Source organism: Cupriavidus numazuensis (assembly GCF_905397435.1).
In the GTDB taxonomy this organism is placed as follows: Bacteria; Pseudomonadota; Gammaproteobacteria; order Burkholderiales; family Burkholderiaceae; genus Cupriavidus; species Cupriavidus numazuensis.
This window is the reverse complement of sequence record NZ_CAJPVI010000016.1, coordinates 102920-116801: the sequence shown is the minus strand read 5'-3', so window position 1 is coordinate 116801 and position 13882 is coordinate 102920. Positions and strand designations below refer to the sequence as shown.

Sequence of the window (13882 nt, the reverse complement as noted above, 5' to 3'; positions counted from 1 at the left end):
GATGAGCTTGCTGCGATTGCCATGGCGGCATCCGCCCACCAAGGATCCCGTCCCTCCACCCGGTGCCGCCACGCCCGTCGACCCCGACGACCCGGCCGACCTGGCCGATGCGCTGCCCCACCTGGAGGAGAGCACCGGCCAGCCTGCCCCGCGTTCGCTGTTCGGCGAGATCCTGGACTGGATGCTGGCGCCGCTGCTGCTGCTCTGGCCGATGAGCATCGCCGTCACGTATCTCGTGGCGAAGTCCATCGCCAACGGGCCGTTCGACCGTGCGCTGGAGGCCAGCGCCATCGTGCTGTCGCAGCAGGTCCGTGAAGTGAACGGCCGGGTCACGCTGCAACTGCCGCTGTCGGCGCGCGAGATCCTGCGCGCGGACGAAACCGACAATATCTACTACCAGGTCGTCGGCAAGCGCGGCGAGTATGTCGCCGGCGACCACGACCTGCCGCTGCCGTCCGAGGAGGACGAGGGCCATCCCGGCCTGGTATCGCTGCGCGACGACCGGGTGTCGGGCAACGACGTGCGCGTGGCCTATACCTATGTCGATCTCAAGAACGTAGGCGGCAACCAGCCGGTGCTGGTGCAGGTGGCAGAGACCCTCGACAAGCGCGCGCGCCTGGCCAACGAGATCATCAAGGGCGTGATCCTGCCGCAGTTCGTGATCCTGCCGCTGGCTGTGGTGCTCGTGTGGTTCGGGCTCTCGCGCGGACTGGCGCCGCTCACGGCGATCCAGCAACGCATCCGCGCACGCAACCCCGGTGACACCAGCCCCATCGACGAACGCGCCGCACCGCAGGAAATCACGCCGCTGGTCGCATCGTTCAACGAACTGCTGGCGCGGCTGGACCAGTCGGTGCAAACGCAGAAGCGCTTCATTGCCGATGCCGCGCACCAGATGAAAACGCCGCTGGCCGGACTGCGCATGCAGGCCGAACTGGCACAGCGCGAACAGTCGCCCGAGGAATTGCGCCGCTCGCTAGCGCAGATCGCAGGCAGCTCGGAACGCACGGCGCACCTGGTCACGCAATTGCTGTCGCTCGCACGCATGGAGAACCTGGCTGGCGCCGGCAGCATGGCGGCGCTGGACCTGGCCGCGCTCGCGCGCGAGGTCGTGAAGGACTGGCTGCCGCGCGCCTGGGCCCGGCAGATCGACCTGGGGCTCGATGCCGACGACCATCCGGTGATGGTCCAGGGCAACCGGCTGATGCTCACGGAAATGCTGAACAACCTGATCGACAACGCTATCCGATATACGCCGATCGGCGGCCACGCCACCGTGCGCGTCACCGCCGATGCCTTCGAACCGTTCGCGTATCTCGACGTGGAAGACACCGGCCCCGGCATTGCAGCAGCGGACCGCGAGCGCGTGATGGAACGTTTCTACCGCGTGCTCGGCACCAACACCGAAGGCAGCGGTCTGGGCCTGGCCATCGTGCGCGAGATCGTGCAGCAGCACGGCGGCGAAGTCCGCATCGAGGACCACGTCTACCAGCAGGAGCCCCGGCTGGCCGGTGCGCGATTCCGCGTCACGCTGCGCCGTCCCGCACCGGAGGCATCAGCGTGAGCGCGCACCCACCCGTCGATCCGGCACTCAAACGCTCGTGGCATCGCAACCGGCGCTGGATCTGCGCGCTGCTCGCGGTCTGGTTCGTCGTGACCTTTGTCGTGAGCTGGTTCGCGCGCGACCTGCGCTTCGATTTCTTCGGCTGGCCGTTCTCGTTCTGGGTGGGTGCCCAGGGCGCGCTGGTCGTCTATGTCCTGATGACGGCGCTCTATGCCTGGCGCATGAACCGGGCCGACGACGAAGCTGACACGGGCGTTCGCGACGCCCCCCCACTTCCGCAGGGCAATCCGGGCGATGCCAGCAAGGATGCTGCATAGCGTCACTCCCGGATAGCGCTACGGCACGGCGTTTGCCGCACATCCTCGCTCGCAGCGCAGCACGCCAGGTGCCGTTTCGGGCGCCGCCCGGGCTAGCGTATACCCCGACGTTTTGTGCGCAATACCAAGGAAATTTGTCAGAACTCAGTAAGTTTCGCCTCCCAGAATCCTTTCAGCTCCGGTGCTACGGCTCCGCAGCGCGCCATGTCTTGCGGTGCGTCCGCGGCCTCACCGGTGACCCATTCAGACGGAGGAGACAACATGGCAAACGCGCAAAACGTAGCGATGCCCGGCGGGGGCGCGCAGAACGCACCGATGACAACCGAGGAGAAGAAGGTCATTCTGGCCTCGTCGCTCGGCACGGTGTTCGAGTGGTATGACTTTTACCTGTACGGCTCACTGGCGGCAGTGATCGCCAAGCAGTTCTTCGCCGGCCTGGACCCGACCTCCGCCTTCATCTTCGCGCTGCTGGCGTTCGCCGCCGGCTTCATCGTGCGCCCGTTCGGCGCGCTGGTGTTCGGCCGCCTCGGCGACATGATCGGCCGCAAGTACACCTTCCTGGTGACGATCCTGATCATGGGCCTGTCGACGTTCATCGTCGGCCTGCTCCCGGGTTACGCCACCATCGGCTGGGCTGCCCCGATCATCCTGATCGCACTGCGCATGCTGCAGGGCCTCGCGCTCGGCGGCGAGTACGGCGGTGCCGCCACGTACGTGGCCGAGCATGCGCCGCACGGCAAGCGCGGTTCCTACACGGCCTGGATCCAGACCACCGCGACGCTGGGCCTGTTCCTGTCGCTGATCGTGATCCTGCTGTGCCGCGAGCTGACCGGCGCGAACTTCGACGCCTGGGGCTGGCGCATTCCGTTCCTGGTCTCGATCCTGCTGCTGGCCATGTCGGTGTACATCCGCCTGTCGATGAGCGAGTCGCCGGCATTCCAGCGCATGAAGGCAGAGGGCAAGACCTCGAAGGCCCCGCTGACCGAATCCTTCGGCCAGTGGCGCAACCTGAAGATCGTGATTCTGGCGCTGCTGGGCCTGACCGCCGGCCAGGCCGTGGTCTGGTACACGGGCCAGTTCTACTCGCTGTTCTTCCTGACGCAGGTGCTCAAGGTCGATGCCAAGACGGCCAACCTGCTGATTGCCGGCGCGCTGGTGATCGGCACCCCGTTCTTCCTGTTCTTCGGCTCGCTGTCGGACAAGATCGGCCGCAAGTGGATCATCATGCTGGGCTGCGCGCTCGCCGTGCTGACCTACTTCCCGCTGTTCAAGGCGCTGACCCACTACGCCAACCCGGCGCTCGAGCGCGCGCAGCAGACCGCGCAGATCGTGGTCACCGCCGATCCGAAGCAGTGCTCGTTCCAGGGCAGCCCGATCGCACGCGAGATCGATTTCCGCAGCTCCTGCGATATCGTCAAGCGTACGCTGGCCCAGGCATCGGCAAGCTATGAAGTGGTGCAGGCCCCGGCCGGTACGGTCGCTTCGGTGAAGATCGGCGACAAGGAGATCAAGGCGTTCGACGCCACCGTCACGGGCGGCCATAGCTTCGACGACGCGAGCAAGAAGCAGATCGCCGCGTTCAAGAAGGAAGTCGGCGACTCGATGGCTGCCGCGGGCTACCCGACCAAGGCGGATCCGGCCCAGATGAACACCATCATGGTGCTGGTCGTACTGGTGATCCTGGTGATCTACGTGACGATGGTGTACGGCCCGATCGCTGCCATGCTGGTGGAGCTGTTCCCGACCCGCATCCGCTATACCTCGATGTCGCTGCCCTACCATATCGGCAACGGCTGGTTCGGCGGCCTGCTGCCCACCATCTCGTTCGCGCTGGTGGCCCAGAACGGCAACATCTACTATGGCCTCTGGTACCCGATCATCATCGCCGCGATCACGTTCGTGATTGGCGCCCTGTTCGTGCGCGAAACCAAGGACGTGGACATTTACGCCCACGACTGAGCAACAGGTTAAGGCAAGACCGACCCGGTAATCGGTCGCTCCAGCCGGCAGGCCGCAAGGCCTGCCGGTTTTCTTTTCGACGTCCTGCAAACATCTTCTCGATAAGGTGTTGACAGTCACGAAAATACCGGTACAATAGCGGTCTTCGTTGGCGAATTAGCTCAGTCGGTTAGAGCGACGGAATCATAATCCGCAGGTCCGGGGTTCGAGTCCCTGATTCGCCACCATCTATTTAAAAAGCCGCGATCCCGCAAGGGTTCGCGGCTTTTTTCTTTGGTGGCGTCCGATGCTTCGCTGTCGATCGACATCTCTCGCCGCAAGGCATCACAGCAACCGGTGCTGGCGCGCATAGTCGACCATCTCGACCACCGACCCCACGTTGAGCTTGCACATGATGTTGGTCTTGTGGGTGCTGACGGTCTTGCTGCTGATCAGCAGCCGCGCGCCGATCGTCTTGTTGGAGTGCCCGCGTGCGAGGTACTGGAGCACCGTGAGCTCGCGCGCGGTCAGCCGCGCGAGCTTGCCGGCCGATGGCAGGCGCAACTTGCGCGCGGCTTCCAGCGTATGCGTCGGAAAGACCAGGTAGCCGGACATCACGCCGCGCGCCGCCTGGACCATTTCCGCGAGATCGCGCTGCCGCGGCACGAAGCCGTGGGCGCCGGCGCGCAGCGCCTGCACGGGCGCCATCGTCGCATCGCTGTCGGACAACACCAGCAGCCGCACGTCCGGATGGCGCGCCGCCAGGCGCTTGATCAGCGTGATGCCGGCCTGCCCCAGCGCGTCAAGCTCGACGACCACCAGCTCCGGCTGGCGCTCCCGCACCATCTGCTGGGCCTGCCGCACATTGTCGGCCAGCAGCGTCCGGCGCGCGCCGAGCGCGTGCGCAAGCTGCCACGACGCCTCGCCGGGCGGAACCGGCCGCGCATCGACGATCAGGGCTTCCTCAAACGGGATGGGGTCCAACTCGCGGCTCCTTGGTGAATGGATACCGCGAAGGTTAGGCTCAGCGCGTCACGCCCGAGCGCTGAAACGGCTGCATCCGAACGCGAAGCCGTCGCGACGCGTTGCGAGAATTTCCGCTTCAGAATTTTTTTCCGGCCCAAGGCCGGTTAGCTATGCGCCCGCGGCTTCCAGCACTTCGGTGAGCTTGCGGCTGGCGTCAAGCGCGGCTGGAAAGCCGCAGTACACCGCGCTGTGCACCATCAGTTCGCGCAATTCCTGCGGCGTGACGCCGTTGACCAGCGCGCCGCGCAGGTGGCCGGCCAGTTCTTGCGGACGGTTCAGCGCGATCAGCATCGACACCGTCGCCAGGCTGCGCTGCTTGCGGTCCAGTCCTTCGCGGGTCCAGACCGTGCCCCATGCAAACTCGGTCACCAGTTGCTGCAGGCTCGTATCGCCCTGCTGGGCGGCGGCGTCCAGCGCGCGCTGCACGTGGGCGGGGCCCAGGACTTCCGTGCGCACGTTGACGCCGGCCTCGAAGGCCGGGTTGTCGGTATAAGCGGTTGTATCGACTGGCGTCGTCATGGCAGATCTCCGGATGATGGATGCCGCATGGTATCCGAAGGTCCCGCCCGCGCCTGCCGGCGCGACGCCAGTCCGGCTTACTTGGCCGCAGTGAAGCGCGGCGCCGGCGCGGAGCGCGCCACCTCGCGATCGCCCTGCTGGTACAGGCGATAGGTGCCGCGCGCCTGGTTGTGCGGATGGCGTGCGGCCTCGTCCAGCGTCAGGACGCGGGCAAAGCAGACATCGGTGCCGCCGAGCAGCGATTCCCAGTGCGTGCTGGGCTTCGACGCAATGAGCGCCGTGATACGTGCCTTCACCGCCGGCCATTGGGCACGGTCGTACTGCGCGGCCGGATCGATGTCGGTCAGTTCGAGCCGTTCGAGCAGTTCGCGATAGAACTGCGGCTCCAGCGCGCCGAGCGTGATCGCGCGGCCATCGGAACAGGCAAAGACGTCGTAGAACGGCGAGTCATGGAACGCGCTGGGCTGCGGCCCGCCGAGCGTTCCGGCCGCACGCGACACCTGCACCAGCGAGCCCAGCATGGCGACGATATCGGTAATGGCGGCATCGACCACGCAACCCTGCCCGCTCGAGCGCGCGTTCAGGATGGCGCTCGTGATGCCGAACGCCAGACCGAGCGCGCCGGTGGCATCACCCACCACGGTGGGCGGCACCATCGGCAACGCGTCGTCGCGCGCAGCCATCGACAGCAGGCCGGTCAGCGCGATGTAGTTGAGGTCATGCCCGGCGCTCTGCGCGAGCGGGCCGGTTTGGCCCCAGCCGGTCATGCGGCCGTACACGAGCTGCGGGTTACGCGCATGGCATTCGGCCGGGCCCAGGCCCAGGCGTTCCATCGCACCGGGGCGCAGCCCCTCGATCAGCGCGTCGGCGCCCGCCACGAGGTCCAGCGCGGCGGCGACGCCTTCGGCGGACTTCAGGTTCAGCTGCACCACGGCCTTGCCGTGCTCCAGTTCCATCTCGGCCGGCACGTCCTGGCCGCGCAGGATGCGGCGCGCGTCCGGGGCGACCGGGCGCGTCACCAGCGTGACCTCCGCACCGAGGCCAGCGAGCATGGCGCCACACAGCGGGCCCGGGCCAATACCTTCAAATTCCACTACCTTGATGCCACGCAGGGGCAGGAGGTTGCCGCGCTCGCTCATGTTGCTGTCTCCGTCCAGGCATCGCGCCGGCCGGGCCGGGCGCAATCGCCTTGTGTGTTCTGGGATGAAAAAGCCGGGCGCCATGTCGCGGCGGTCCCAGCCGGGCTGGGCACATGCTAAGCGGGCACGTAGCGGGGCAGCAATGGCCAAATGTGTCAGATGTCTTGACCAATCCGAACTCTCCCGCCAATAAGGGAATTCCGAATTTCTTGATCTATGTCGGATTGTGACGAAAGACTTGCTGCGATGATGGTGTCAGACAGCCCGTCACCGCACATGGAACCACGCGGTGGCCGATCCTGCCTATCCTAAAACCTGGCGTATCCGTACAGCGCCCCCATCCAGGAGATTCCCGCCATGTCCAATATCGTGCTCGCGACCGACGGTTCGGCCTTCAGCGACGCTGCCGCCCGCTTCATTGCCGAAGGCAAGCTGCTGCAAACCGGCTTCACCGTGCACGTGGTGCACGTCGCACCCGAAGTCAGTGGCCAGGTTCGTGCGTTCGTCAGCAAGGAAACCATCGACGCCTGGCACCAGGAGGCCAGCGACAAGGCCATGGCGGGCGTGTGCGACATCCTGTCGGGTGCCGGCGTGCCGTTCGAGCGCCACGCGCTGCACGGGTTCGCGCCCGAGTGCATCGTGACCTACGCGCGTTCGGTGGATGCGCAGGCCATCATCATGGGCACGCACGGCCGCGGCTCGTTCTTTGATGCGGTGATCGGTTCGGTCGCCGGACGCGTGCTCGCGCAGAGCGACTGCCCGGTGTTGCTGGTCAAGGCACCCGAGAAGTCCTGAACGGAACAGGCCCGGGGGCTGACGCCAATGCGGCAGCCCTGATGCTTCAGGCGCCCCACAGGGGCGCTTCTTCCATCAGCGCGACTTGCTCGCGCAGTTCCAGGATGCGGTCCTGCCAGTAGCGCGCCGTCCCGAACCAAGGGAACGCCGCCGGAAACGCGGGATCGCGCCAGCGGCTGGCCAGCCACGCGCTGTAGTGGAGCAGGCGCAAGGTGCGCAGCGCTTCCACGAGCCAGAGTTCGCGTGGCGCGAACTCGGCAAAGTCTTCATAACCCGCGACGATATCGGCGAGCTGGTCCTGCATGGCGGCACGGTCGCCTTCGAGCAGCATCCACAGGTCCTGCACGGCCGGGGCCATGCGGCTGTCGTCGAAGTCGACGAAATGCGGGCCGGCTGCGGTGAGGCCCGTCGCCCGGACGTCATCGCCATCGATCCACAGCACATTGCCGCGATGGCAGTCGCCATGCGCGCGCAGCAGGCGGACGTCACCGGCGCGGTCATAGCAACGGCGCACGCCATCCAGCGCGAGATCGACGACGGTCTGCCATGGCGCGAGCAGATCGGCGGGAATGCAGTCGTGCGCGAGCAGCCAGTCGCGCGATGCCACACCGTACGTATCCGGATCGAGCGCCGGACGTGCCTGATAGGCGTTCGTCGCGCCCACGGCATGAATGCGGCCGATAAAGCGGCCGAGCCAGGTCAGCGTATCCGCACGGTCCAGCTCGGGCTCACGGCCACCGCAGCGCGCGAAGACCGCGAAGCGGAAGCCGGCATGGTATTGCAGCGCACTGCCGTCCGGGCCAGCCAGCGCGGGCACCGCCGGGATCTCGGCGTCGGCAAGCTGTTGCACGAAGGCGTGCTCTTCGAGGATGGCGGCGTCGGTCCATCGGCCGGGCCGGTAGAACTTGGCGACCACGGGTGCGGCGTCCTCGATGCCGACCTGCCAGACGCGGTTCTCGTAGCTGTTGAGCGCCAGCAGCCGGCCGTCGGTGCGCATGCCCGACGAATCCAGCGCGTCAAGGATCAGTTCTGGCGTCAGCCCCGCGAACGGGATGTCGCTGTCGCCGGATGCCTGATGCGCGCTCATGGTTGCTTAGCCTGTCGGATCAGCGTGCCGGCTTGGCCCGCGCGCCGCCAAGCAGTGCGGCCTGCGGTGCCGGGCGGCGGTTGTTGTTGCGCGCCGGTGCACCAGCGGCGTCCTGCGCAGGCCGCGCCTGGCCGCCGCCGCTGCGTTGCGGGTTGCGAGGCTGGCCGCCATTGCGATTTGCCCCACCCTGGCCACGGGCGGCTTCGCCCCCGGCTTGCGTGGCGCCGCCACGCGGTGCGTTCTGCGCCGGGCGCTGACGCGGCTGACCCTGACCTTGCGACGGCTTGGCCGCTGCGGGCGCAGCGGGCTTTGCCTGGGCACGGCCGCGGCCACCGCCACTGCCTTGTCCACCACCTTGCCCGCCTCGCTGCTGGCGACCCTTCTGGATCGGCTCCGCGGCGATGGTCGGGTCCACCTCGAAGCCGGTCAGCACCGTCTGCTCGAGCTTGCGCTTGATCAGCCGTTCGATGTCGCGCAGCAGGCCATGCTCGTCCACGCAGACCAGCGAGATCGCCTCGCCCTCTGCGCCGGCGCGGCCGGTACGGCCGATGCGGTGCACGTAGTCTTCCGGCACGTTGGGCAGGTCGAAGTTGACCACGTGAGGCAACTGGTCGATGTCGATGCCGCGCGCGGCGATATCGGTGGCGACCAGCAGCCGCAGCGTGCCGGCCTTGAACTCGGACAGCGCGCGCGTGCGCGCCGACTGGCTCTTGTTGCCGTGGATCGCCAGTGCGGACAGGCCGTCCTTGGTCAACTGCTCGGCGAGCCGGTTGGCGCCGTGCTTGGTCCGCGTGAAGACCAGCACCTGGTGCCAGTCATGCTCGCGCACCAGATGCGCCAGCAGTTCGCGCTTGCGCTCGCGGTCGACCGGGTAGACGCGCTGCGCCACGGTTTCGGCCGTGGTGTTGCGGCGCGCGACCTCGATCGATGCCGGGTTGTTCAGCAGGCGGTCCGCCAGCGCGCGGATATCGTCCGAGAACGTTGCCGAGAACAGCAGGTTCTGGCGCTTCGGCGGCAGGACGTTGAGAATCTTGCGGATGTCGTGGATGAAGCCCATGTCGAGCATGCGGTCGGCTTCATCGAGCACCAGCAGTTCCACGCTCGCAAGGTCGATCGTGCGCTGGGACACGTGATCCAGCAGGCGGCCCGGCGTTGCCACGACGATTTCCACGCCACGGCGCAGCTGTTCGATCTGCGGGTTGATGCCCACGCCGCCGAACATGACCATGGAGCGCAACCGCAGGTACTTGCCGTAGTTGCGCACGCTCTCTTCCACCTGCGCGGCCAGTTCACGCGTCGGCGTCAGCACCAGTGCGCGCACCGCCGGCTTGCCCTGGCGCTGCGGCGCCGATTCGGACAGCAGCTGCAGCATCGGCAGCGTGAAGCCTGCCGTCTTGCCGGTACCGGTCTGCGCGCCGGCAAGCAGGTCGCCGCCTTTGAGGATGGCGGGAATTGCCTGGGCCTGAATGGGGGTGGGGGTGGTGTAGCCCTGTTCGGCCACGGCCCGCACAAGCTTGTCGGACAAGCCGAGTTCGGAGAAAGACATGAATGAATGCTTCGGCCGTCCGTTGCGCGCTGGGCGCTGGGCGCGCCAGCCTGCAGGCAGCCTGGGTAATCTGACACAAAACCAGTCGGGGGACCGGCATAGCGGCGCGAGGCGTCCGCTGACGAAACAAAGGTCGGTAGTGTAACAGCCAAGCGCAAACCTATTGATCACATGGTGATGCATGCCGGCTGCTACACACGCAACATTGCGTGGGTGTGGCGCTGCGCTATCATGCGGCCACCATCTGCCCCCGAACGCTGAAAGCCGCGCGCCACCGCGCGGCCGGCGCCAGCACCCATGCGGTTCCGATTTCTCGAAGACCAGGAAGTCACGCTGTTTGCGGCGATCCCGGTCGGCATTCTTGCCGCGATTGCGACCACCCTCTTCAAGGAAGCCCTGGAGGGGGCCGGCATCGTCATCTTTTCCAGCCACGCGGATATCGTCGCGATCTTTGCCGCGCTGGCACTGGTGTGGCGCATCGTGGTGCCGGCGGTCGGAGGCGCGGTGGCCGGGCTGCTGCTACAAGCCGCCAACCGGCTGGCTGGCAGTGGCGGCGCGACCGATTACATGGAGGCCGTAGCCAACGGCACGGGCCGCCTGCCCGTGCGTGTCACGCTGCTGCGGTCGCTGTCGTCGTTTTGCTCCATCGTCAGCGGGGCTTCGGTCGGCAAGGAAGGGGCGATGATCCAGCTGGCAGCATTGTGCGGCGCGCTGTTTCCCACTACGCGCATCGGACAGCCCCATGGCGCCTCGAATATGCGGCGCATGCTGACCGCGTGCGGCGCTGCCGCCGGTCTCGCCACCGTCTACCACACCCCGCTGTCGGCGGCCGTATTTGTCGCCGAAGTGGTGTTCGGTGCACTGGCCGTGCAGCGCCTGATGCCGTTGTTCCTGGCCTCGGTAGCGGGTGCAATGGTCAGCCAGTGGCATGGCGGCCTGCAGCCGCTGTATCCCGGACTCCACATCGCAGCCGACGTGCGCCCGCAATTGATGCTGGCCGCGGCGGGGCTGGGCGTGGCCGCCGGCATCGTTGGGGCGGTGTTCCTGCGCGCCGCCGGCATCGCGCGCGGTCGCTTTGCTCAGGTTCCTGGCGGCCCCGTGGCTCGGCTCGCGCTGGGCGGTGCACTGGTCGGCGCGCTGGCCATGGCCGTGCCCGAAGTGGTCGGCAACGGCTTCTCTACGATCCAGACCATCCTGCAGGAACAGCCGCTGACGGTGTCGGTCGGCCTGGTACTGCTGGCCAAGCTCGCGGCGACGGTCATCAGCATGGGCTCGGGCGCGGTCGGTGGCGTGTTCACGCCTTCGCTGTTCGTCGGCGCCGCGCTGGGCCAGTTGCTGGCGCTCGCCATGCAGGCGTTCGTGCCCGGCGCGCCGGCCTCGCCGGTCCTGCCGCTGGTCGGCATGAGCGCGTTTCTGGCAGCAACCAGCCAGGCGCCGCTGATGTCGGTGCTGATGGTGTTCGAAATGACGCTCGCGCCGGCTCTGCTGTTGCCCACCATGATCGGCGCGGTGGCGGCGTATTACACGGCGTCGCGCTGCCAGACGCTCTCGCTCTACAGCGTGATCGCCGACCGCGCGCAAGCGTCGGCCGCAGAAGAACATGCGCGGGCAATGACGCTGGCCGGCCTGTGCGACCCGACCGATACCACGCTCGCGCCGGATGCCTCACTCGCCGCAGCCGCCGACAAGTTTGCGGAGACCGGCACACGCTACCTGTACCTGGTCGAGCCCGACGGGCGCCTGCTCGGGGCGCTGTCGATCCACGCGCTGCAACGCGCGCAGCGCGAAGATTCGGCCGCCGGCGTGCTAGCGCTGGCCGAACGCGACTTCCCGGCGCTGACGCCTGAGTCGCGGCTGCGCGACGCCCTGGAGGTCTTCGCCGCCCATGGCATCAACCGCATCCCGCTGGTGCGCGATAGCGCCAGCCGCGAACTGATGGGCACGGTTTCCAAGCAGCGTGTGCTGCAGGAAGCATCCTGTCTGTTCTAGACGACGCCTTGCCCGTGTCCTGCGCGATGCCGGACACGGTGCCATCGAACGGGTAAAATACGCGGTTACCCTCAGCCCCCTTCCCAACCTGAGCTGCGCCTTTTCCGGAGCCCATATGCCCGCCGGCCGTTCCCCGCGTCAGAGTGCTTCATCGCGATTCATCAAGCCGCTGCTGACCCTGTCGCTCGGCGCGGCGCTGTGGCTTGGAGCCACCGGCGCCATGGCACAGCCGGTACGCGTGATCCCGGTCGATGCACCGCAAGCGAAGCTGGTTATCGCCGCACCGTCCGCCGGATCGCCGCAGACGGTCACGCTCGACGGCAAGACCATCGGCGTGGCGCCGGGCCTGCGCGTGTTCGGCACCGACAACCAGTTGCAGAACATGGCCGCCATCGCTGGCCAGAAGCTGCCGGTGCAGTACAAGCTCGACCTGTACGGCCAGTTGCTGACCGCATGGGTGCTCAGCGAGCAGGAACAGAAGGCGCTGAAGGCCAAGTCCTGATCCCCAGGAAGTACGGAGGCGCATGTGCCATCCGTGTTGTTGCAACACCCTGATGCCCCCAGGTGAACCACTGAGACCGGCACCATGAAGAAAGTATTTGTGAAGACGTACGGCTGTCAGATGAACGAGTATGACTCGGACAAGATGGTCGACGTCCTGAACGCCAGCCAGGGGCTGGAACCCACCGACAACGTCGAAGACGCCGACGTGATCCTGTTCAACACCTGCTCCGTGCGCGAAAAGGCGCAGGAGAAGGTGTTCTCGGAACTGGGCCGCATGAAGGCGCTCAAGGCCGTCAAGCCCGATCTCGTGATCGGCGTGGGCGGCTGCGTGGCCAGCCAGGAAGGCGCGAGCATCGTTTCGCGCGCACCGTATGTCGACGTCGTGTTCGGGCCGCAGACGCTGCACCGCCTGCCCGACCTGATCGCGCGCCGCCAGCGCACCGGCCAGTCGCAGGTCGATATCTCCTTCCCCGAGATCGAGAAGTTCGACCACCTGCCGCCCGCACGCGTGGACGGCCCGAGCGCTTTTGTGTCGATCATGGAAGGCTGCTCGAAGTACTGCAGCTATTGCGTGGTGCCCTATACGCGCGGCGAAGAAGTCTCGCGTCCGTTCGAAGACGTCCTGGCCGAAGTGGCCGGTCTTGCCGACCAGGGCGTGCGCGAAGTCACGCTGCTCGGCCAGAACGTTAACGCGTACCGCGGCAAGATGGGCGACACCACCGAGATCGCCGACTTCGCGCTGCTGATCGAGTACGTGGCCGAGATCCCCGGCATCGAACGTATCCGCTACACCACGAGCCACCCGAAGGAATTCACGAGCCGACTGGTCGAGCTGTATGGCCGCTGCGACAAGCTCGTCAACCACCTGCACCTGCCGGTGCAGCACGCGTCCGATCGTGTGCTGATGGCGATGAAGCGCGGCTACAGCGTACTCGAATACAAGAGCATCATCCGCCGGCTGCGCACGCTGCGTCCCGACATGTCGATGTCGTCGGACTTCATCGTCGGCTTCCCCGGCGAGACCGATGCGGACTTCGACAAGCTGATGGGGCTGATCGAGGAAGTCGGCTACGACACCTCGTTCTCGTTCATCTTCAGCCCGCGACCGGGCACACCGGCAGCCAACCTGCACGACGACACGCCGCACGAGGTGAAGCTGCGCCGGCTGCAGCATCTGCAGGCCACCATCGAGGAAAACGTGCAGCGCATCAGCCGCAATATGGTCGGCTCGGTGCAGCGCATCCTCGTCGAAGGCCCGGCGCGCAAGGACCCGACCGAACTGCACGGCCGCACCGAGAACAACCGCGTGGTCAACTTCGCGCTGCCCGGCGTACCGCAGTCCCAGCGCGACCGCATGATCGGCCAGATGGTCGATGTGTCGATCACGCAGGCGTTCCCGCACTCGCTGCGCGGCGAGATCGTGGTGCGGCAATGAGCGAAGGCACCCCACGCGCCAAG

12 protein-coding genes and 1 tRNA gene are annotated in these 13882 nt (G+C 66.8%); 8 read left to right on the top strand and 5 right to left on the bottom strand.

Features of this window, described 5'->3' with window-relative positions:
• The first annotated feature begins 1 nt into the window (after nt 1).
• The 4 genes from KHO41_RS14785 (at nt 2) to KHO41_RS14770 (ending at nt 4067) form a co-directional block, all read left to right on the top strand.
• Entirely contained in the window at nt 2–1564 is a 1563-nt protein-coding gene (locus tag KHO41_RS14785; protein ID WP_211954024.1) for a sensor histidine kinase, read from the top strand.
• Complete coding sequence (locus KHO41_RS14780) at nt 1561–1881, top strand: DUF4212 domain-containing protein (RefSeq protein WP_211954023.1); 321 nt, start codon at nt 1561–1563, stop codon at nt 1879–1881. The genes KHO41_RS14785 and KHO41_RS14780 overlap by 4 nt, the downstream gene beginning before the upstream one ends.
• Nucleotides 1882–2142: 261 nt before the next feature.
• Nucleotides 2143–3840, top strand: a complete 1698-nt coding sequence (locus KHO41_RS14775; RefSeq protein ID WP_211954022.1) for an MFS transporter — start codon at nt 2143–2145, stop codon at nt 3838–3840.
• Nucleotides 3841–3990: 150 nt separating this feature from the next.
• Nucleotides 3991–4067, top strand: a tRNA-Met gene (locus KHO41_RS14770).
• 97 nt (nt 4068–4164) lie between these two features.
• Here the strand turns inward: KHO41_RS14770 and KHO41_RS14765 are convergent.
• The 3 genes from KHO41_RS14765 to KHO41_RS14755 all read right to left on the bottom strand — a co-directional run bounded on the left by KHO41_RS14765 (nt 4165) and on the right by KHO41_RS14755 (nt 6503).
• Nucleotides 4165–4803, bottom strand: coding sequence for a response regulator transcription factor (locus tag KHO41_RS14765; protein ID WP_211954021.1), 639 nt, complete (start codon nt 4801–4803; stop codon nt 4165–4167).
• A gap of 150 nt (nt 4804–4953) precedes the next feature.
• A complete protein-coding gene (locus KHO41_RS14760; protein ID WP_211954020.1) occupies nt 4954–5364 on the bottom strand; it encodes a carboxymuconolactone decarboxylase family protein in 411 nt (136 codons plus the stop codon).
• 77 nt (nt 5365–5441) lie between these two features.
• Nucleotides 5442–6503, bottom strand: a complete 1062-nt coding sequence (locus tag KHO41_RS14755) for a CaiB/BaiF CoA transferase family protein (protein ID WP_211954019.1) — start codon at nt 6501–6503, stop codon at nt 5442–5444.
• A gap of 357 nt (nt 6504–6860) precedes the next feature.
• On the opposite strand from KHO41_RS14755, the gene KHO41_RS14750 reads away from it, so the two are divergent.
• Nucleotides 6861–7298 carry a universal stress protein gene (locus tag KHO41_RS14750; RefSeq protein ID WP_211954018.1) on the top strand — a complete coding sequence of 146 codons (438 nt, stop codon included), beginning with the start codon at nt 6861–6863 and terminating at the stop codon, nt 7296–7298.
• Nucleotides 7299–7344: 46 nt separating this feature from the next.
• Here KHO41_RS14750 and KHO41_RS14745 read toward each other — a convergent pair whose 3' ends face one another.
• Both KHO41_RS14745 and KHO41_RS14740 read right to left on the bottom strand, forming a co-directional pair.
• Nucleotides 7345–8385 carry a serine/threonine protein kinase gene (locus KHO41_RS14745; protein ID WP_211954017.1) on the bottom strand — a complete coding sequence of 347 codons (1041 nt, stop codon included), beginning with the start codon at nt 8383–8385 and terminating at the stop codon, nt 7345–7347.
• A 19-nt stretch (nt 8386–8404) separates the two neighbouring features.
• Entirely contained in the window at nt 8405–9931 is a 1527-nt protein-coding gene (locus KHO41_RS14740) for a DEAD/DEAH box helicase (RefSeq protein WP_211954016.1), read from the bottom strand.
• A gap of 297 nt (nt 9932–10228) precedes the next feature.
• Here KHO41_RS14740 and KHO41_RS14735 point away from each other — a divergent pair, with 297 nt between their 5' ends.
• The 3 genes from KHO41_RS14735 to miaB all read left to right on the top strand — a co-directional run bounded on the left by KHO41_RS14735 (nt 10229) and on the right by miaB (nt 13859).
• Nucleotides 10229–11920 carry a ClcB-like voltage-gated chloride channel protein gene (locus tag KHO41_RS14735; protein ID WP_211954015.1) on the top strand — a complete coding sequence of 564 codons (1692 nt, stop codon included), beginning with the start codon at nt 10229–10231 and terminating at the stop codon, nt 11918–11920.
• Nucleotides 11921–12035: 115 nt separating this feature from the next.
• Nucleotides 12036–12422: a hypothetical protein gene (locus KHO41_RS14730; protein WP_211954014.1), complete on the top strand. Its 387-nt coding sequence runs from the start codon at nt 12036–12038 to the stop codon at nt 12420–12422.
• Between the two features lie 84 nt (nt 12423–12506).
• Nucleotides 12507–13859 (top strand): tRNA (N6-isopentenyl adenosine(37)-C2)-methylthiotransferase MiaB, encoded by a 1353-nt coding sequence (gene miaB, locus KHO41_RS14725; RefSeq protein WP_211954013.1) that lies wholly within the window; start codon nt 12507–12509, stop codon nt 13857–13859.
• The last annotated feature ends 23 nt before the right edge of the window (nt 13860–13882 follow it).